This window comes from Halosolutus sp. DAT137 (assembly GCF_059736405.1).
This window is the reverse complement of record NZ_JCAQID010000008.1, coordinates 148,390-168,101: the sequence shown is the minus strand read 5'-3', so window position 1 is coordinate 168,101 and position 19,712 is coordinate 148,390. Positions and strand designations below refer to the sequence as shown.

Here is a 19,712-nt window from a genome sequence, read left to right as displayed (position 1 = left end):
GGTACTCTATCGGTCAGTGGCGAAATCGATCACTCGTCGCTGCTGTTGTCCGAGAGATACAGCGTCCGATCGATGATGCTGACAGCGGCTTCGCCCCAGTGCTGGATCGCGGTACCGTCCGAGTCGGGGATTTCGATGACGATCCGCCGCTGACCGATCGAGACCTCGCCGTCGGGCGTCGATTCTTGGTCGGCAAAACTCTGCATCTGGTACTGGAGGAGTCGTTCGGTCGACCCGCCGAGATCGACGGTGTCGGTATCGAACTCGAAGGTCAGGACGGCGCTGCCGTCGTCGACTACCGTAGCCGTCACGTCGAACTGGTGGCCCGACAGCTCCGGAACCGGCGCGTCCTCGTTCATCGACGTGACGGCATCGTCGACGCTCAGGTCCGCGCTCTCGTCGTCGAACTCGAACTCGGAACCGCTGACGCTCGGTGGCTGCGTCGGCTCGTCCTCGTCGGCATCGCCGTCGGCCGGCGTGTCGGATGCGTCGGTGTCAGCCGTCACCGATTCGTCGTTCGTCTCGTAATCGGTCTCGTCCGTCTCGGAGTCGATCGATTGTTCGGATTCCTCTCGGCTCTCCGTGTCGTCTGCCTTCTCGGGATCGATCGCGTCTTCGGAGTCGTCCGGTTCGATCCCGTTAGTTTCGGCAGCTTCACTATCGTCGGTCTCGGTTGCGGGATGTTCTTCGCCGTCGTCAGGCTCTTCGTAGGACAGCAGTTCGTCGCCGTCGGTTGACTCGTCAGCAGCCGTTTCGGCCGCCAACGCTGGCTCGTCTTCGTCGACGGAGCGCGCCCCCTCGTCGCTGTCGCCGCCCGCAGTTTCGGTGGCTGTGTCGTCTCCGTCGACTGTGTCTTCACTGTCCGACTTCTCGACATCGATCGACGACGCGGACGCGGCGGCGGTATCGGTCTCGTCGGCTGTCTCTGACCGGTCACGTCGAGCGGTGTCCTCGGCAGTCGCCGCTTCCTCGTGGCCCGATCTCGAGGCGTTCGATTCGAGTGCCGAACCAGTCGCCGGCCCTGCCGCGATAATCTCCGACTCGTCGATTTCGTGTTCGGAGCCGTCGGTGAGTTCGCCGGCGATCGGCGGTCGGGCCATCGCCTCCCGGTCGATCGTCGTCGCGTACCAGGGGGTGCGATCGTCCGACGTCACGAATCGGTCCCGGTTTCGTTCTATCCGGGGGTCGTCTTCGGTCTGTGATGTGCCTGCGTCGGTCTCGTCGTCGTGATCGTCGTCCGACGCAGTGGATTCCTCGGGCGTCTCCACGTCGTCGGTCGCGGTGTCGTCGGCTGGTTCCCGCTCCGGTTCGGCGGCCGGTTCCGGAGGTTCGTCTTCTGGTGCGGTCGCTTCCGTGGGGGTGCGTCCTTCCTGTTGCTCCCGATCGGATTGGTACCGGGGTGGTCCCTGCGGCGGTACCTCCTGTGGTGCCCGCGTTTCCTGTTCCTGTGCATGTTGTGCCGGCTCGGCCCGCGGCTGGTGGGCGGGTCGGTGGGGCTGTTGTGGTGCCTGTGACTGGCCTCCCGCGCCAGAACTGATCGTCCCGCCACCGTTGAGGTGAAGTTGCGTGCCGCCGGTTCCTCCCGAAACGCCGTCGAGTGTGTGGTTGATCTCCGTCAGATCACCGTCGACACTGTCCTCTAACTTGTCGATCTTGTCACCGACGCTTCGTAACGCCAGGGCGACATCCCAGAGGACGACGACGCCAAAGAACATGAGTGCAAGAAATACGGTCACGGCAGTCCCGACGAGAAGCTGAACGTCAACGTCGACCATGTGTTACTCTTTAATTCGATAGGTCGTTCAATATATAATACTTATGCCGTAACACCAATACTGCTGGAGCGATACCGTCAGCAGACGGGTCAAAAACGGTATTTTCGAGTCGTATGGGTCGTATTATTGACAATAGAGATAGACGACGAGAGTCCACTGGTCAGAGAGGACGAGTAAGCAATATCGACGCGATCGGTAGCAGCCATTCCCGCCGACACCGGCGCGATTGACCTCAGGCAGTACCGTCGACGGGAAGCCACGCAGTCGTCGAGTTCCGTTTGCGAAGGTCCCAGCGCTGTTCGTAGGACTTCTGGTGCGATCGCACTTCGACGATTGCGTCGAACAGCGGTTCGAGGAGGGTAACGGCACCGTGATCGCGATCGAGCGGGAGATGAAAGTGGCCGATGCCGTTGACCTGACTGATCTGGGATGACAGCATGTGGAGCAACCGAAACACGTTCTCCCAGCGATGGTTCCCGAGTAAGGGGGTGATCGAGTCGACGCAAACGCGGAGTTCCGACGGATCGAGACCGTCGGCTTTCCGGTCGAATTCGTCGATCGTGCCGATGATTTCGATGCCGAGTGCACCCAACGAGGGTTGGGCCGCGGTCTGTTGGTCTCCGGGAGTCGACAGGTCCGTCGCTGAACAATCCGTCGCCGAGTACTCCATTGTCGAATAGTCGATCGTGCGAGCTCGTCGTGCGTCCGCGTCCGTCTCGTGTGGGGATTCGGTGCCCTTCTCGCTCCGGCAGTTACCGTTCGTGACGAATACGCGGTACCGAGGGTGGCGACCGCCATCACCCAGCAGTCGGTGGCAAACGGCGTCGTGAGCCCCGACAGTGTCGGTGCCAACGAGCAACACGTTGGCACCGGTCTGCTTGAGCGTCTCAAGCGTCTCTACGAATGTTGCACGCTCGGACGCGGTCGGTTCCGGATCCCGTTCCATTCTTTAATACAAATCCTTGCCACACAATAAATATTGTGACTGTTGGTCCCGATAGCAACAGCGCCCAGCACCCACTACGGCGCTATCGGACCGGTAGCCCGATCGGCCGGCTTTTGAGAACGGGGACCGTACCGTCGAGTATGGACGATCACGACGACGAACTCGCGGCGGCGATTCGCGATCTGGCGCGAACGATCGACGAACTTCGATCGGAGCTCGACGATTCGCGTCGGCGATCGTCGCCCCGGCTACCGATTCCTCGCCCGCCGTCACCCGAGGAGTTTCTGCGCCTGACCGACGAGGTCGCGGTGCCAGCGCTACTGGCCGCACTCGAGGCCAGCGTTCGGACGCTGGAAGCGTTCCAGCGCGGCCTCAAACTCGTTCGGACCGAGCGAGAAGTCCGCGATCAGGTCCGAGAGACAACCGAGAGAGTCGGCACCAGCGATCGGGCGAACGAGCTACGCCGAACGACGCTGTCACAGCTCGATACCGTGCTCTCGGAACTGCAGCGTGCTGTCTCCGAGGGGTCCCTGCCGGCCGACGAGGAGGCCCGCAACCTGCTCTCGGAAGCGCGCGAGTTGCGCGACGACGTCGACAGCCGGCTGCGAACGGCCGGAGCCGGCACCGAGCCCACACTCAAGGGAGACGAGGATGAGACGAGCGAGCACAAGACGATCGAAATCGAGATCGACGACGCGGACGAACGCGAGTCAGACGACGACCGTGCCGATGAGAACGCCGACACGAACCCATCGGTCGACGTGGACGCCGAACTCGAAACCCTGAAAGATCGATACTCGTCAGATGACGACGGGTCGGATACCGATCTTGCAGGTGAGCGTGATGCGAATAAGACCAGGGACGATCCCGCCGAGATCGACGATGATGTGGACACCGACAACGGACAGCACGCTGTCGATAGCGACGACTCGGAGGCGAGTTCCGACGATCGCGAGAACGAAAACGGCGTCGGTACGGACGAAGACGACGATACTGCCGGGAACTAGACCGGCTCGAACCGGTAGCCGTCCCACGCCTGGCTCTCGGGTTCTCTGATGCCCGCGCCCGGTTCGCGAAGTTCGTCGACGGATACTGGCTCGACCTCGTCGCCCGTCTCGACATCGCCGGTCGTGAGTTGGACGATCGCCCTGACCGATTCATCCTCGTCGCCGGACTGCGTCCGGCTGCTCGAGGCGTCTGACGACGCCTCGCTGATGTCGAACTCGACGATCGCGAGGTGATTAGGCTCGCGTACGCCCGGCGGCGTCGCCGTGCTCGTCGTCCACGTCACGACCTCGGCGGTGTACCCACTGAGATCGATCGTTTCCACCGGCTCCGAGCCGTTCGGACCGCGCGGGTGGCCTGGGTAGCTGATCGAACCGTCTGCGTAGCGTGTCGCTTCCATCGTCATTGTGCTGTCTCCATGATAGTCGTGATGACGCAGTTGCCGAACCCGCCGACGTTACAGCACAGCCCAACGTCGGCCTCGATCTGTCGCGGGCCGGCCTCGCCGACGAGTTGTTCGTAGATTTCGACCGCCTGTGCGACGCCGCTGGCCCCGAGCGGGTGTCCTTTCGATTTGAGCCCGCCGGACGTGTTGACCGGCAGTTCGCCAGTGTCGCGTTCGGTGTAGCCCTCTTCGACGAGTTCCCAGGCCGCACCTTGCTCGGCGAAGCCGAGGCCCTCCATCTGGAGGAACTCGAGGATGGTGAACATATCGTGGAGTTCGGCCACGTCGATATCCTCGGGCCCGCGGCCGCTCATCTCGTAGGCCCCGTTGCCGCTCTCGACGACGCCGCCCATGACCGTCGGGTCTTCGCGCTCGTGGACGACGTGCGTGTCCGTCGCGCCGTCGATTCCCGTGATGAGCGCGTACTCGTCGGTGTACTCTTTGGCGACCGATTCCGGACAGAGCATCAACGCCGCCGACCCGTCCGTAATCGGACAGAAATCGTACAGTCGAAGCGGGTCGGCGACGATCGGAGACTCCAGGACCGTCTCGAGGTCGACTTCCTTCTGGAACTGCGCGTTGGGGTTGTCGACGCCGTTTTTATGATTTTTGACGGCGACCTTGCCCAGACTCTCACGCGGCGCATCGAACCGCTCGAGGTAGTGGCGGGCGGTCAGTCCGGCGAACGAAGGCAGCGTGACGCCCGTTTTGTACTCTACCGGGTGGGTCAGCGACGCGATCACGTCGGTGGCCTCCCCGGTCGTCTTGTGGGTCATCTTCTCGCCGCCGACCAGCATCGTCATCTCGCTGGCTCCGCTCGCGACCGACTGCCAGGCGGCGTATATCCCCGCGCCGCCGCTCGAACTGGTCTGGTCGATTCGCTGCGTGTAGGCGGGAATCGCGTCGAGGTCGTGTGCCAGTCCGTTCATGACGCCGGTCTGGCCTTCGAACTCCCCGCTCGCCATGTTCGAGACGTACAAATGCTCGACGTCCGCAGCATCGACCCCCGCGTCCGCGAGACAGTCGATCCCGGCCTCCGCCAGGAGGTCCTGAATCCACCCATCGCGTTGCCCGAACTGGGTCATGGATGCCCCGATGATTGCAACTGGTTCCATAGCTGACCGGACTCACGTCAAGAGGTTAAATGGAGGGGATCGAGGCAGCGGTCAGTCTCTCCGGGTGCGAGACTGTCGGGTCCAGATCCCACTCACGCGGACTCTGCAGTGGTCGCCTCCAGCTCGCTCGCACGCGATCGTGCCTGCGAGATCACCGCCGGACGCGCCTCGAAGGAGACGAGAACGTCCTCGTCGCCGTACGTAACCTCATCGACGTTTGCGTTGTCGTGAATCCACGAGACGACGGACATCGTCTCGTCAGTCATCGGTAACACGAGTCGCTCGTCTTCCCACTCTGGAAGTTCGGCGTCGATGCGATCGAAGAGCGCGTCGATGTTCGTTCCCTCTCGGGCGCTGACCGAGACGGGGTTCGGTGCGAGCGCCGAGATGGCGGCCTTCTTTTCGTCGAGTTCCTCCTCGTCGATCGCGTCGATCTTGTTCAGGACCGTCACGATCGGTGCCTCGTTGCGCTCGTAGAGGGTGTCGTGACAGGTGACGAGCTTTTCGTGAATCTCGTCGATCTCCTCGCTGACGTCGACGACGAGCAAGACGAGATCAGCCCGGTAGACCGAATCGAGCGTCGACTTGAACGACTCGACGAGCCAGTGGGGGAGATCGCTAATGAAGCCGACGGTGTCAGTCACGAGGACGTTTCGCGGCTCGATATCGGCCCGCCGCGTCGTCGTCCCGAGCGTCGTAAACAGGTTGTCCTCGGATTCGGCCGTCGGATCGAGATCCGGATGCAACTCGTCGTTTTCCTCGACCGCGAGGTCGTCGGCCAGTTGGCGCAACAGGGTCGACTTGCCGGCGTTCGTGTATCCTGCGAGTGCGACGAGATCGAACCCGGAGTCGCGACGGCGCGCACGTCGCTGTTCTTCGGTCTGCTCGATCCGATCGAGTTCGTCCCTGATCCGGCTGATCTGGTTTTTAATATCCTGTTCGCGACTCTCGTCGTACTCGCCCAGCCCCATGAAGCCTGGATGCTCGTCGCGTTTGGCCAGACTCGTTTTGGCCTCCGCCCGCGGGAGTTCGTACCGGAGTTCGGCGAGTTCGACCTGCAGCTGTGCCTTCCGGGTCTGGGCGCGTTGACCGAAGATCTCGAGGATCAGCGTGAACCGATCGATCACCTCGACGCCGTCGGGGAGCAACTGTCCGAGGTTGTACGTCTGGTAGGGACCGAGTCGATTGTCGAAGATGACGGTCGTGGCACCCGTCCGTACGACAAGGTCGGCGAGCTCCTCGGCTTTCCCCTCGCCCAACTGGAGTGCCGCATCGGCCTTTCGAGACTGGGTCACCTCACCAACGACATCGTAGCCGGCGGCGACCGCGAGGTCCCGAATCTCGCTCGTATCCGGCCGTCCGGAATCGACCCGTTTTGCAATGACCGCCTTCACGATCGATTACCTCGAGGTGAGGACGGCAGCGATCGCTGTGCGAACCACTGGCCGACACCGAATTCGAGTTCGGGGGTCATCCGATGAGGTCGGCTTCGTGCCACGGGAGTGCGTTCACGAACGATGCCTGCCGGTCACCTCCATTGAACGACTGCGAGTCATACGTTCCCGTACGCGTTCAACCGTCTTGAATCCCGTGTACGGGGCAGCCACTTCGGCTCTGCCCCGAAACGGTTTCCGAATCTAGCGAAACGCGTGGTTCGACTGACAGCAGTCCGTGTCAGTCACGCGATCACAACAGTCATTATCGCCGTCGCGAATCAACTCTCGTAATGATCGACGTGGACCCGACGACGCTAGCCCTCGAGTTTCTCGGCGGCGCAGCGATCGGCGGCATTATCGGATTTGCGACGAAACGCATCGCCAAGCTCCTCGCTATCATCGTCGGCGTCCAGCTAATGGGGGTTCGGTATCTCGAGTCCCAGGGCATCGTGATGATCGATTGGCATCGACTCTCCGCCGGACTCTTCGGGTCGGAAACCGTTACAATTGGCGTCGATACGCACTGGCTCGAATCGATCGTCGCGACGCTCCCGATCGGACTCGGCTTCGTCAGCGGATTTTTGATCGGCTACCACCGCGGATAGACGTGGTGTGCGTGCGATGAGTTCGAGTCACGCCCGTCGCTATCGCGTTTTCAAGTCGTCTTTGTCCTTGATAATCTCCGTCTCGACCTGCCCGCTCGTGTGCTCGTTGACGGTATCGTAGAAGTCGTTTTGCATCCCCGCAGGGAACGTCATAACGCCGATCCAGGAACCGTCGGGTTGCCACTCTTCGCGCTCGAGATCGCCGTAGCCGCGAATCTGTGCCTGTGCGCTGCCGGCGTGTTCCGGCGGGATCTGAACCGCGATCGTCACCTCCTCGAAGCGGATCGGGATCACCGGCCGCAACTGCTCGAGCGCGTCGTCGACCTGTTCCTCGACGGGTTCCATCGGATCGATAGTAAAGCCGGCCTCTTCGAGTGCGTTCTCGATCCGCTCGGGCGGATGCGGCGCGTTGTCCATCTGGGGGTTGACCGCGTTGCGCGCGATCGTCTCGATAAGCTGTTTTCGCTTTTTGTCCTGCATCTCACGGCGCTGGTCCGCCGTAATCTGGATCTCTCCTCGTTTGATCACTTCGGGGATAATCTCGAGCGGATCGGTCGTGTCGAAGACCTTCTCGAGGTCGTTCTCCGCGGGTCGATCGCCGCGGGAGGCGTCCTCGAACACGTCCTCTGCAGCGATCACGTCTTCGAGTTCGCCGTCGAACTCGTCGCGCTTGATCGCGAGGGCCGCATCAGGATCGACCAGTACCTCGAATCGCGCTCCGTGGGATTCGAGTCGCGCCGTCACCGCCTCGTCGAGCGATATCATAGGTGATGATTTCGCCGCCAATGAAAAGAGTGTTTCCCGAGATCAGAGGTTCGTGTCGACGATGCGCCGTGATCGAACGCGCGGGTAGAGCCAGCGCTCCGCGACCGAACGATCGCAACGACAGAAGTTAGAGAGCCGGTTCCGATTCGGCCAGTCGGATTACTCCTGCGTGTCGTCTTCGCCGGTGTCGAGGAGGTCGTTCTCCTCGAGATGGGTCTGAATCTTGTCGGCGTCGAACTGCTCGAAGGATTCGGACTCCGCGTCGATCGTCGCGAGACCGACCTCGCTGGGCAGGAGCGAGCCCTCGTTGACCGATGCGAGCGCGTCGAGTGCCAGCGCAATGCCGCCGTCTAAGTCCGCTTCTTCGTCGTAGTTCTCTTCTAAGTACTCCTGGAGGTCGCCGCGATCGGAGCCGACGGCGAGGGCCTTCCACTCGTAGGGCGTCCCCGACGGGTCGGTCTCGAACAGGCGCGGTTCGCCGTTTTCGACGCCGCCGACGATCAACGCGACGCCGAAGGGGCGTGCGCCGCCGACCTGCGTGTACTGCTGGATGTGGTCGGTGACTTCCTTGGTCAGCGTCTCGACGCCGATCGGTTCGCCGTAGCGCAGGTGGTTGACCTGACTCTGGCGGCGAGCGAAGTCGATTAGCTGGCGGGCGTCGGCGACGTGGCCGGCGCTCGCGATGCCGATGTGGTCGTCGGCTTTGTGAATTTTCTCGACGCTCGAGTCCTCGAGCAGCGGGGAGGGGACTCGTTTGTCGACGGCGAGAACGACGCCGTCGCTCGTTCTGACGCCGATACTCGCTGTACCTCGTTTGACCGCCTCGCGGGCGTACTCGACCTGATAGAGTCGGCCGTCCGGCGAGAAGATCGTGATACCTCGGTCGTATGCCTGCTGTTGTTGTTGTCCCTGCATCGTCTCACACGAAATTGTAATCGAGGTCTGTCACGTCCGTGAACGCCTCATCGAGTCGCGCGTCTGCAGATCCAGTACGCACGACGGCGACTCGGTCTTCGTTCCCGAACACGACGTTTCTCTCGCCCGAAACTTGCCCACGGCGTCCTAAATACTTTTCTTACCGTGGTGGTGGTGTCCGGTAGGATAAGACTCAAGAGTGTCACGGACCGGAACGTACAAAACGCTGTCTGTGGCGGCGGTTTCACGGATAGCACGGAAGGGATAGCACGGAAGATCTAGACGCGCACGTCAGCACGAGCGTTCGCCGTCTGCGACACGAGCAGCAGTACGTCGATTCATACTGTCGGACAGAACTATGTGAAGATCGGTCGCACGGAATAGCCGTCTCTGACGGCCGAATTACCGCGACCGACTTCGCACTGACTTCTGTCCGACAGTATCACCCCTCCAGATGCTTTTCAGTCGCGGCGCGGATCGTGCCGCTGATACCGCGTACCCGCAACCCGATCGCGGTCCCGTCGATTTCGTCGATACAGGCCAGCGCCGCCCGGGCCGGCTCCGTCTCTCCGTGCCGAACTCTGACGATCGCTTCGCCCGCCCCGTCCGAAAACTCGAACCGGAGCACGGTCAGGTCGGCGGCCGCACTCCCCGGGTCGCCCAGCAGGTTCTGTCCGGCGTACCAGAGCTCTCGCTGGAACCCGCGACGATCGATCGCCGCGTCGGGGTGACTCTCGATCCCGACTGCGAGATAGCGCCAGCGTGGCCGGAGGTGTTTCGGCAGGTGCTTCATCAGGGTTCACCGTCGGTCTCGATCGGTTCCGGGGCGCGCTCTGCGACCAGGACGCCGACCTGTTCGTGGACGCGCTCGACGGCAGTGAGCGAAAAGCCCGCATCGGTGAGGGCGTCGGCCAGGACGCCCACGGTCGCCGGATCGTCGACGTCGGGGGAGTAAAACGGTTCGTCGGGATCAGGTTCCCCAAAGAGCATGACATCACCAAGGACGAATCGCCGGGGATCGAGAGCCGCGATCACGTCGATCGCGTCGCGCTTGTGTTCGTCCGAGAGGTGGTGCATGGCGAAGTTCGACGTGACGATCGTTACAGGGCCGTCGTACTCGGGTTCGCGGAAACTACCGTGACCAAATTCGACGTTCTCGAGCCCCCTCTCGTCGGCTTTTGCTCGTGCTTCGTTCATCATCCCCTCGCTGATGTCGCGACCGACGACTCGGTCGGCCATGGGAGCGAGTGCCAGTGCGATCGCACCGGTTCCGGTACCGAGATCGAGCACGGTATCGTCGGCCGAGGGCGCGGCGTGGTCGATCACGAGGTCGACACTGGCGCAGTACTCCGGAGAGTTCGAGTCGTCGTACTCGCTGGCCTTCGTATCGAACCGCGCGGCGTGGTCCTCAGTCTCGTTCGTCATATCCTCCCCGTTCGACACCCGGCTCAATGAAGGAGTCGGACGCAACGTGTCGATTTCGCTCCGCCAGTCGACCCCACTCCGCAAGCCCCTCTCGAACGAACGTCCGAGTGAGACCGATCTGCTCACCGACCGCCTGCAGTTCACGCGGGGCCCGGAGTTCGAAGCGCGAAGTCGGAACGGCGCTGACGACGTAGGGCGCGTCGTAGTAGTCGACGATTTCGTGGAGTTTGCGAAGCGATTGAATCGTCCGGACGCGACGGCCGCCACTCGTCCGAAGCACGCCGGACAGATCGAACTCGAGTCGGACGCCGTTCTCGACAGCGGCTTTGACGAGAACGTGATTGACGTCCCCCTCTCCGGTCATCGGTCCGGCGAGCACGTCGACTTTCTCGTTTTCGACGGCAAAGCGGTTGAGCGCGTTCGTTCCACCCTCGACGGCAACGATCGTCGTCGACGGCCGGTGGTTGCCGACGGCCCCGCCCGCCTGCTGGGGATCGTCCGCCCTGATTTCGATCCCCTCGACGACGTCGATCCCGCTTTCCGCGGCGATCCGACCGGCGTCGTAGACTTCCCGTGCACCGGAGTCGGTGCAGACGACCACGCCTTCGAAGCCGTAGTCGGCCGCCGTAGACGCCATTTCGGCAACCGAACTCGTGGCGTCGGGAGCGGCGTGGACCGCTTCGTACATGTTCCGACCAACTCGGGGCGACGACTTGGGGCTTGCGTCATGCAATGGTAGTGCGATCGAAACAGGCAGCGATCGGTGCAGGGCAGAACTCGATGGCCCAACCCGTCCCAAGGGAGTGAGAGAACAGATGGAAGACGAAGAACAGACGACAGAGACGGTGACCAGACGACCCGGTCGTTAGTTGAGAAGCGACTGTGCGACCGTCGCGAGCTGGCCGTTGTTCGCCTCGCGGAGCCGATCGTCACCGATCTTTAGGCGCAGGCGCGGTCGACCGACGTCGATCGGGACTTTCTCAGTGTCGATCAAGCCCATGTCCTCGAGTTTGGTTTTGGTGCGGCTGAACGTCGCTTTCGAGGCGATGCCGACGTCTTCCCCCCACTTGCTGATGTCGTACAGCAGGGCCTCGTTCTTGGCGGCGACGAGCAGCGAGATCGTCACTTCGTCGAGACCGTCGCCGTCGCCACGAGCTGTCTCGAGCGAGTCGAGGATCGACGAAAAGTCGCTTTCGGCCTCGGGGCTGATCTCCTCGGCCAGCGTGCTTCGGACAGCGCTGATCGGCGGCGTTCGGAGGTTGAACGAATCGGCATCGGCCCATCGGGCCTCGTACGTCTCGTAGGTATCCTCGACGAAACTCTCGTCGTCAGTGATGAGGCCGCCGACGCGGTCGCCGGCGTGAACGACAGCGACGACGCGGTCGTCCGTAATCAGCAGGGAGTTTTCGGGCGCCTCACCGAGGGTTCGGAGGGACAGTGAGCCCTCGCTGATGAGGTCTGCGGCGTTGGATGCCACGATGAAGTCGTCCATGACGTCCTTGAGTGTTCGCTCGTCGGCGAGCATATGAACCGACGGGAGTGAACCTTCGAAAGCGGTTGCGACTGAAATGAACTCTTCGATGGCGTCCCAGGACGGGTTCACCATGTAGACATCCCCGGTCGCTTCTTCGAGAACTGACTCAAGGATATCGTCAATCTGATGATTGAGTAAATTCGAGGTCATGCGTATACAGAAGTAAACGTAATCAGATTACTTAATTTTGTTGGCCGATCGGACGGGACAACTTCTCGTCTTCCGGGGCTACTGGTAATTTTTGCATCCGCAATTATCAAACGAGATTACCGTTCCAGTCACTGTCTAAAATCAAAACGGGTCTGTGTCGACGTAGTCCACTCCAGTTTGGCCATCTCACGACGCGATATAGTGTCTTTCAAGTAACAATAACACCTAAATACAGCCAATTTGTTATTACACGATAATATGGGTGTCAAACACAACCGACTGCGGCGGACACTGGGCAACGTCGTCAACGGGTTCCGGTCCGGTTTGGATCGACCGGGACGACTGCAACTGAAGCGAATTAGTACCTACGGTGGCCCGTAGCCCGGCCGTACGACGATAGCGACGACGTAAGTGAACGAGGCCAGCGCGATCGGAAGGTGTCCGATCGGGGGCGTGATCGACCAGACGCGGCCTCCTCTCAGCAAAATAACTCCGCGAGGTCTGTCGACCAGTAGACGTCGCCATCGTAAATGACTGACAGTTCCGATTCGGTGAGCAACGTCGCGAGTTCGGGTTCGGTGAGGATGAAATTCGACTCGGTGCCACAGAGGTAGGCGTACTCGTTGTTCTCGATGTGGGGGAAGTAGTACGAACCGGTAACCCGCGTCGAGTAGCAGTCGAACGCGACCAGATACTGCGACTCACGGTCCGAATCGATCGGGTCGAGATACAGCGTCGTCGGCGTTCGGTGTTCTCCCTGTGTTAGCGAGTGAGTGCCGTCCCCGACGACCGCGTAATCTTTCCCCATCATAATTCGGCGGCGAGCCAGGCGCATCGCGCGCTCGATGCTGAAGCCGTGGACGAGAAGCCTCGCGAAGGTCGAACCCACCTTGACGGCGTGGTCGTTGAGTACCTTGGTGAAGGTGACGGCACCCGCGACGCTCCCCTTTTCGATCAACGTCCGCCCCTCGTAGAAGGAGCCACAGGCGTTCAAAAAGAACGTCTGGGTGCGACACCGACCGAGACTCGACGCCGAAAGATAGCCGTCGGGACAGCGAAGCCCCTCGGTCTCGCAGTGACCGATGTAGTGAACAAAGTCGTTGTCGTCTTCGAACACGCGAGCAAGTTCGGCCGTCGTGAGCGACTCCGCGACGGTCACGTCCATCGGTAACTCCCGAGCGCGCCGTCGGTAGATTTCGGCGGCATCGTCGTGCTCGCCGGCCATCTCCGGATCGTTTAACACGACACAGATCGAGGTCGAATCGCTCTTTCGTTCGAGATACTCGAGTCGGTTGTGGTAGGCTTCGGGTGCGGATTTGAACACGTCGATCGGAACGCCGTCTGCGAGCCAGCCGTGGACCCGCCCGTTGTGGAGGTGCGGTTTGACGATATCGACCGAGGCGACTTGCCCTGTGCTTGCCCGGTCACAACCACTCGTCTCGCCACCGCGGTAGAAGTCCTCGAGCGATCGCTCGACGAGTTCGTCTCCCGTGAGTTCGGACGTTCGGGGCAAATAAACCATGCTCAGCCGATCGAGCAGGAACGGAAGCGTTTCGACGCGGTCGTACGTTGGGGTTACGTACGTCGACAGATGCCACTCCGGGAGGCGGTGTTCGATGGCAGCGAACGGCACGTCGAGATACCGAGCGAGCCGTTCCTGGGGCGTCGCGTCGTATAGCGCACCAGCGTCGAGTTCGAGTGCATCTAACAGGCTCAGTTCCGAAAGTGCGGTTCCGTACGGACCCGCGTTCCGAATGAGACAATCGAGGAAGAACGTCTTCCGGAGGAGTCGTTCGACGTCCCGTTCGAGGTCCGGCAACCCCTGCAACGTCGTTTCGACCGCGAGCTCGGGAAGCCGAAGTCGAACGGTCGGTCCCTCGTCGACGGTCCGAACCGACGCCTGCAGGTAGTACGCAAGCGGCGCGATGACGAACAGGGACTCGTATTCGGGTGGAACCAGCAGTTCGATGCCGGTGTCGGGTTCGTCCGATCGAACGCAGTCGGTGCTCTCGAGTTCGGATCCGTGTTCGATCAGTGGCGGGTGTCCACGAAGCGTGGGATAGGTCCGGTCCGGCCCGTCGGTCTTGTGCGAGGAGGCCAGATGCGTAATCGCGGTGGCGAGTTCACACGGCGCGTCGGGGACCGTGATCGTCCCAGCCGGGAGTTCGTGACGGCTGCGAAAGCCGAGGATCGTCCGGGTCCGGTTCGGAAACGAGACGATCGTCGATTCGTAGTCGTCGGTTCGCTCGATCGTTGCCGTGCCGGAAAACCGGAGGTACGTTTTAATTTCGGTGTCGACATCGACGACGTACTCGCCAGGAGGAAGCGAAAGCGGCGCGCCCCGTGGATCGAGTTCGTATCGCTCCGACGATCCCAGTGAGAAGGCGTAGACGACGGCGTGGGGAAACCGAAGTTCGTCCGTCGTCACGTCGACCGTTTCGTCGACGGGACGGGGAATGTCCGGTCCCTCGCCGTTGAGCACGAGACCGGTGCCGCGAACCGGCACCTCTGCGTTGTCCGCGTCAGTCACGCGAAGGGTGTCCCCACTAACCGTCCACTCTATCATTCGGTACACTGAATGTTTCTCTGACTAATTAACGTATCGGGTGGCAGCAATAACTTGCCACCACTGTATCGAACGAAAACAATATGTTGTTTGCAACGTGTTCGCACAGCAGAATGCCGTGTTTGGAACGTACCGATAGCCAGAAAGGGGTCCCCTCCGGAACCGAGAGAACGAACCGAAGCGCCCGTAATGTCCCCGGTATCCCGGATCCGCTCGCCGCGGGAGAGCGAACTGACGCCGTCGGCAAACGGTGCGGTACTGACTCCACTTGCCGGGGAAGGGTACACTTATAGAGTCGCCTGCCTCCATATCGATTATGGAACACGAACAGGTCCGGGAGGTCGACCCGGCCGTCGCAGACGCGCTCGAGGGAGAGGTAGACCGTCAGCGAAATTCGCTACAGATGATCGCCAGCGAGAATCACGCCAGCCAGGCGGTTATCGACGCCCAGGGGAGCGCCCTGACCAACAAGTACGCGGAAGGGTATCCGGGTTCGCGCTACTACGGCGGCTGTGAGTACGCCGACGAGGTCGAACAGCTTGCGATCGATCGCGCCACGGAGCTGTTCGGAGCTGAGCACGTCAACGTCCAGCCCCATTCGGGAACGCAAGCCAATCAGGCCGTCTACTTCGCGATGCTCGAACCCGGCGACAAGATTCTCTCGCTCGATCTGACCCATGGCGGTCACCTGAGCCACGGTCATCCCGCGAACTTCGTGGGCCAGTTGTACGACGTCGAGCAGTACGAGGTCGACCCCGAAACGGGGTATCTCGATTATGAGGGGCTTGCGGCACACGCCGAGGAGTTCGAGCCGGATGTCATCGTCTCGGGGTACTCCGCGTATCCGCGCGAGATTGACTGGGAGCGCATTCAGGAGACAGCCGACAGCGTCGACGCGCTCCACCTCGCGGACATCGCCCACATCACGGGACTCGTCGCCGCCGGCGTCCACTCTTCGCCGGTCGGCACCGCCGACTTCGTGACGGGATCGACCCACAAGACGATTCGCGCCGGGCGGGGCGGTATCGTCATGTGCGACGAGGAGTACGCCGACGACATCGACGCCGCGGTCTTCCCCGGCGGACAGGGTGGCCCGCTTATGCACAACATCGCCGGGAAGGCGGTCGGATTCAAGGAAGCGCTCCAGCCCGAGTTCGAGGACTACGCCGAACAGACGGTCGCGAACGCGAAAGCCCTCGGTGAGTCCCTCGTCGAAAATGGCTTTTCGCTCGTCTCCGAAGGAACCGACAACCACCTCGTTCTCGTCGACCTGCGAGAGAGCCACCCCGACACCTCCGGTGGCGACGCCGAGGAAGCGCTCGAAGACGCCGGCATCGTCCTGAACGGGAACACGGTTCCGGGCGAGACCCGATCGGCGTTCGACCCGAGCGGAATCCGCGCGGGGACGCCCGCCCTGACGACCCGTGGCTTCGACGAAGACGACTGTCGGACGGTGGGCGACCTGATCTCCCGCGTCGTCGACGCGCCCGAGGACGAGTCCGTCATCAGCGAGGTCCGCGAGGAAGTCGAAGCCCTCTGTGACGAGAACCCGCTGTACGAGTAGCGATCGCGGGCAGTCAGCGAACCATCTTTTGAGACTACCGGTGAAAGAACAGCCGTGCCTGCGGTCCCAGTGACGGCGGTGATCCGAGACAGAACGGATACTGCGGTGATCGAATCGATTCCGTCCAGTGTATCCACGTCTATGGTCATTCGAACCAGTTTTCGGCTGAAAGTGCGCACGAACCCGAGGCTTGATTAGCCTCGCGGTCAGGCCACTGAGTAATGACCGAGATCATCGACGGCAACGCGGTCGCAAGCGAGATTCGTGACGACCTGACCGATGCGATCGAGACCCTCGCCGACGCGGGTGCGCGTCCGGGACTGGCGACGGTACTGATGGGCGACGACCCTGCCAGCCAGACCTACGTGAACATGAAACAGCGTGACTGCGAGGAAGTCGGTATCGAGAGCCATCACGTCGCCATCGACGGCGACGCCGACGCAGAGACGCTGTACGACGCGATCGCAGATCTCAACGACGATCCCGAGATCCACGGCTACATCGTCCAGGCTCCCGTCCCGGACCACGTCGACTACCGCGAGGTCATCCGCCGGGTCGACCCGGCCAAAGACGTCGACGGCTTCCACCCGGAGAACGTCGGGCGACTCGTCGCCGGCGACGCCCGATTCCGTCCCTGTACGCCCCACGGCGTCCAGAAATTACTCGAGTCCGCGGGGGTCGACACCGAAGGGGCGGACGTGACGATCGTCGGCCGATCGGACATCGTCGGCAAGCCCCTCGCGAACCTGCTCATCCAGAAGGCAGACGACGGCAATGCGACCGTGACGGTCTGTCACTCTCGCACCGACGACCTCGCGGCGAAGACCCGCGAGGCTGATATCGTCGTCGCGGCGGTCGGCGTGCCGGAACTGATCGACGGCTCGATGCTCTCGGAGGACACCGTCGTGATCGATGTTGGGGTCAACCGCGTCGATGCCGACACCGAGAAGGGATACGAACTCGTCGGCGACGTCGAGTTCGAGAGCGCGAAAGCAAAAGCGAGTGCGATCACACCCGTCCCCGGCGGCGTCGGCCCGATGACCCGTGCGATGTTGCTCTACAATACGGTCAAAGCCGCGAGCTTGCAAGCAGACGTCGCTGTCGAATTGCCCTAAACGCAGCTGAGGCTCACCGACTGTAATCAACCGACCGGCATCAGACGATCGATGCCCGACGACCGCTACCCGACGACCGGTACCCGACGACTGCCCCCGTCGTCGCCTGCCGTCTCAGCGCTCGCGTATTCCGGATTCGATCGCCGTTCGCAGTTCGTGTGGCCGTTCCGAGCCGAGAAAGATCGCAGGCCCGTCGTCGCGAACGAGTTCGACGCCCTCGCTCGCGTTCGGTCGGTACTCCCAGCCCCATCTTGTTCGCCGGAGTCCGTACTGGGGGGCGCGACGCTCCCCGAGACGAACGTCCCGCAGTTCCTCGAACCGGATGCACCGAGCCGATCGATGGAACGGCGAATACCTGAAGTACACGCCGTCCCGACGAACCTCGGTTCGAAGCGTAGATCGCCGGAGCAGCGCAATTGGGGCCAGCACGAGCAGCGTGACGACGGCGATACGCAGCGCCGATTCGGCGGTCACGCCGGTCTCGTCGATCGTCGCTGCCGCTGCGACGACGAACGCCGGGATCGAGAGTGCGACCACCGCCGAGACAAGCCACGGTGGGTGGGATTGGCGTTCCTCGAAAGCGATCGATTCCGATGGCGATGCACTCCTCGCGTCGTCGGTCATCTTACTCGTCGCCGAACTCGAGGTCTGCCAGTCGATCCTGGGCCTGCGTAAACGCGAGTTCGTCGCCGCGGAGCCCGTTCGTGAGTTCGCGGGTCGCCTCGATCAGTCGCTCGGCCAGTTCCGGGTCGATGTCGCCGTCCAACATTCGGATGCGCGTGACGTGCTCGCCGAGCGTTTCGAGCGCGCTTCGCTCGGCGTTCGTGAGCGATCGATCGTCGACCCACTTTCGAAGGTCGCGTCGATATTCCTTGACAGCGTTTGCGTACGCGAGACCGCGAGCGTCTCGGAGCGTCGAGGGGACCCCGTCCGGACCCGGACGCATGCCACTGTCAGCGTCGCGCAACAGCGACAGGAAGTACAGTTCCTCGCGGTCCGGAAGATGGCGGTCGCGCCCGACGATATCTGCAACGTGGAGCAGTTCGGCGGCCGCGAGATAGGTGTCGTCGAGTTCGCGAAGATCGCCGCCGGTGACGAACCCGCGGCGTCGCACGTACTCGCGACACGCCTTCCGGGCTTGGGCCGCGAGGTCTTCGACCGGGACGTCGTCGATCGCGTTTCGGACCGGCGTGAGGTCGAAGGCGGCCTGGAGATCGGTGTGTTCGGTTCGATCGTCCAGACCGACGCTTCGGAGGCTGCCACAGGCCGGACAGCCGACGCTACCGGTTTCGTAGTACGACCAGCGGGTACTACACTCCGTACACTCGCGCTCCCCCCGAATTTTCATGCGCGAGCGTACGACGGGACGCCCAAAAGACCCACCGGAACGAGAGCAACCGCTGATACGGACCGGTGTGATTCGGTACCGGTGATTGCCCGACCGGGGCGGCGATCACGATAACACGGTACACCGATTCGGATGACTGTCAGCGCGGCCTCGATCGCACAGCGGGGCCTGCAACGAGGGCAGCCCGACCGCCCGTCGACCGGTTACTGGGATGTCCGCGGACCGACGGTTCGGCGTCGATACGATTCGACCTCGCGTCGGGTCACGGAACTGACTCGCGTTCGTTCACGATCCGTGAACTGTTGTAGGGAACAACCCGCAGTTGTGAGTGAAACGGATCACGACTCCTGCCGGCCGTCAGTCACGACTCGTCCAATGGGTGACTAGCGGTCCGTCTCCCGGGGAGCCTTTTGTATCTCGAACCCCAGTGGAACGGTATGCGCGACGAAGACGAAATCCGCGAGCAGTACGAGTTCCTCACGGACCATCTCGAAAGCGACGAGATGCGCCACGACGGCGTCAAAGAGATGTTTACGTACTACAAGCGCGCACTCGGCTGGGTGCTCGAAGAAGAACACATCTAAACGGGTCAATCACACTGACGTATCGGGTTCCGTGTCGGTACTTTTAAGTACTGTCAGCAAAATCTATCAGTTGACGCTTCGCTTGGAGGGCCGAAGCGTCAGCGGGGACCAATTCAGGGCGGCAAGCGATCGCGTGGCTTTTTCCGCCACGCGATCTGCTTTCCTGTTTACTGTCGTCAATCGTGGAGCCGTCGGCCCATTACTGGCGAGTACTCGAGACCGATAGATGGCTGTCAAGATTTATGACAGTTAAGTGTCCAGAACCGAAACACCCACACTATAAACATGAACTCAGTGTTACGTGTATTTCCACGGCCAATCCATCACTGTTGTTATCATTTGTAGCCGGTCGAATGGAGTCTCGCTAAGAGTAATACCCCAGTTTCGATCGAAACAACCCGATAGCCTTATTAAAATTC

The 19,712-nt window shown here is 61.9% G+C and carries 18 protein-coding genes and 1 pseudogene; 5 read left to right on the top strand and 14 right to left on the bottom strand.

The window, feature by feature from the left end:
- Positions 1-29: 29 nt before the first annotated feature.
- Both AC6I6L_RS13960 and AC6I6L_RS13955 read right to left on the bottom strand, forming a co-directional pair.
- Positions 30-1,775: an AAA family ATPase gene (locus tag AC6I6L_RS13960; protein ID WP_497918376.1), complete on the bottom strand. Its 1,746-nt coding sequence runs from the start codon at positions 1,773-1,775 to the stop codon at positions 30-32.
- A gap of 232 nt (positions 1,776-2,007) precedes the next feature.
- Entirely contained in the window at positions 2,008-2,721 is a 714-nt protein-coding gene (locus AC6I6L_RS13955; RefSeq protein WP_497918375.1) for a DUF7504 family protein, read from the bottom strand.
- Positions 2,722-2,861: 140 nt separating this feature from the next.
- Between AC6I6L_RS13955 and AC6I6L_RS13950 the strand changes: the two genes are divergently transcribed.
- Entirely contained in the window at positions 2,862-3,728 is an 867-nt protein-coding gene (locus tag AC6I6L_RS13950; protein WP_497918374.1) for a DUF7547 family protein, read from the top strand.
- On the opposite strand, the gene AC6I6L_RS13945 is transcribed toward AC6I6L_RS13950, so the two are convergent.
- From AC6I6L_RS13945 to hflX, 3 genes are all read right to left on the bottom strand, one after another.
- Positions 3,725-4,132: a nucleic acid-binding protein gene (locus AC6I6L_RS13945; RefSeq protein ID WP_497918373.1), complete on the bottom strand. Its 408-nt coding sequence runs from the start codon at positions 4,130-4,132 to the stop codon at positions 3,725-3,727. The genes AC6I6L_RS13950 and AC6I6L_RS13945 overlap by 4 nt on opposite strands.
- Positions 4,129-5,286, bottom strand: a complete 1,158-nt coding sequence (locus tag AC6I6L_RS13940; protein ID WP_497918372.1) for a thiolase family protein — start codon at positions 5,284-5,286, stop codon at positions 4,129-4,131. The genes AC6I6L_RS13945 and AC6I6L_RS13940 overlap by 4 nt, the downstream gene beginning before the upstream one ends.
- A 92-nt stretch (positions 5,287-5,378) precedes the next feature.
- A complete protein-coding gene (gene hflX, locus AC6I6L_RS13935; RefSeq protein WP_497918371.1) occupies positions 5,379-6,680 on the bottom strand; it encodes a GTPase HflX in 1,302 nt (433 codons plus the stop codon).
- Positions 6,681-7,012: 332 nt separating this feature from the next.
- On the opposite strand from hflX, the gene AC6I6L_RS13930 reads away from it, so the two are divergent.
- Entirely contained in the window at positions 7,013-7,327 is a 315-nt protein-coding gene (locus AC6I6L_RS13930) for an FUN14 domain-containing protein (RefSeq protein WP_497918370.1), read from the top strand.
- A 39-nt stretch (positions 7,328-7,366) separates the two neighbouring features.
- On the opposite strand, the gene AC6I6L_RS13925 is transcribed toward AC6I6L_RS13930, so the two are convergent.
- The 7 genes and pseudogenes from AC6I6L_RS13925 to AC6I6L_RS13895 all read right to left on the bottom strand — a co-directional run bounded on the left by AC6I6L_RS13925 (position 7,367) and on the right by AC6I6L_RS13895 (position 14,682).
- Positions 7,367-8,092 carry a ribosome assembly factor SBDS gene (locus tag AC6I6L_RS13925; protein WP_497918369.1) on the bottom strand — a complete coding sequence of 242 codons (726 nt, stop codon included), beginning with the start codon at positions 8,090-8,092 and terminating at the stop codon, positions 7,367-7,369.
- Between the two features lie 159 nt (positions 8,093-8,251).
- Positions 8,252-9,007 carry an archaeal proteasome endopeptidase complex subunit alpha gene (gene psmA / locus AC6I6L_RS13920; protein ID WP_497918368.1) on the bottom strand — a complete coding sequence of 252 codons (756 nt, stop codon included), beginning with the start codon at positions 9,005-9,007 and terminating at the stop codon, positions 8,252-8,254.
- A 451-nt stretch (positions 9,008-9,458) separates the two neighbouring features.
- Positions 9,459-9,800: pseudogene (locus AC6I6L_RS13915) on the bottom strand (Rpp14/Pop5 family protein); the annotation flags it as partial.
- Positions 9,800-10,432 carry a class I SAM-dependent methyltransferase gene (locus tag AC6I6L_RS13910; RefSeq protein WP_497918367.1) on the bottom strand — a complete coding sequence of 211 codons (633 nt, stop codon included), beginning with the start codon at positions 10,430-10,432 and terminating at the stop codon, positions 9,800-9,802. The gene AC6I6L_RS13910 and the pseudogene AC6I6L_RS13915, both read right to left, overlap by 1 nt.
- Positions 10,416-11,120 carry an RNase P subunit p30 family protein gene (locus tag AC6I6L_RS13905; protein WP_497918366.1) on the bottom strand — a complete coding sequence of 235 codons (705 nt, stop codon included), beginning with the start codon at positions 11,118-11,120 and terminating at the stop codon, positions 10,416-10,418. The genes AC6I6L_RS13910 and AC6I6L_RS13905 overlap by 17 nt, the downstream gene beginning before the upstream one ends.
- A gap of 177 nt (positions 11,121-11,297) precedes the next feature.
- Positions 11,298-12,116 (bottom strand): transcriptional regulator TbsP, encoded by an 819-nt coding sequence (gene tbsP, locus AC6I6L_RS13900; protein ID WP_497918365.1) that lies wholly within the window; start codon positions 12,114-12,116, stop codon positions 11,298-11,300.
- 478 nt (positions 12,117-12,594) lie between these two features.
- Entirely contained in the window at positions 12,595-14,682 is a 2,088-nt protein-coding gene (locus AC6I6L_RS13895) for a hypothetical protein (RefSeq protein ID WP_497918364.1), read from the bottom strand.
- Positions 14,683-14,998: 316 nt separating this feature from the next.
- Here AC6I6L_RS13895 and glyA point away from each other — a divergent pair, with 316 nt between their 5' ends.
- Together glyA and AC6I6L_RS13885 are read left to right on the top strand one after the other, a co-directional pair.
- On the top strand, positions 14,999-16,246 hold the full coding sequence (gene glyA / locus AC6I6L_RS13890; protein ID WP_497918363.1) for a serine hydroxymethyltransferase: 1,248 nt from the start codon (positions 14,999-15,001) through the stop codon (positions 16,244-16,246).
- A 221-nt stretch (positions 16,247-16,467) separates the two neighbouring features.
- A complete protein-coding gene (locus tag AC6I6L_RS13885; RefSeq protein ID WP_497918362.1) occupies positions 16,468-17,361 on the top strand; it encodes a bifunctional methylenetetrahydrofolate dehydrogenase/methenyltetrahydrofolate cyclohydrolase in 894 nt (297 codons plus the stop codon).
- Positions 17,362-17,475: 114 nt separating this feature from the next.
- Here the strand turns inward: AC6I6L_RS13885 and AC6I6L_RS13880 are convergent, their stop codons facing one another.
- On the bottom strand, positions 17,476-17,985 hold the full coding sequence (locus tag AC6I6L_RS13880) for a hypothetical protein (protein WP_497918361.1): 510 nt from the start codon (positions 17,983-17,985) through the stop codon (positions 17,476-17,478).
- Between the two features lies 1 nt (position 17,986).
- Entirely contained in the window at positions 17,987-18,709 is a 723-nt protein-coding gene (locus AC6I6L_RS13875; protein ID WP_497918360.1) for a DUF7117 family protein, read from the bottom strand.
- 437 nt (positions 18,710-19,146) lie between these two features.
- Between AC6I6L_RS13875 and AC6I6L_RS13870 the strand changes: the two genes are divergently transcribed.
- Entirely contained in the window at positions 19,147-19,293 is a 147-nt protein-coding gene (locus AC6I6L_RS13870) for a DUF8555 family protein (protein ID WP_497918359.1), read from the top strand.
- Positions 19,294-19,712 lie beyond the last annotated feature (419 nt).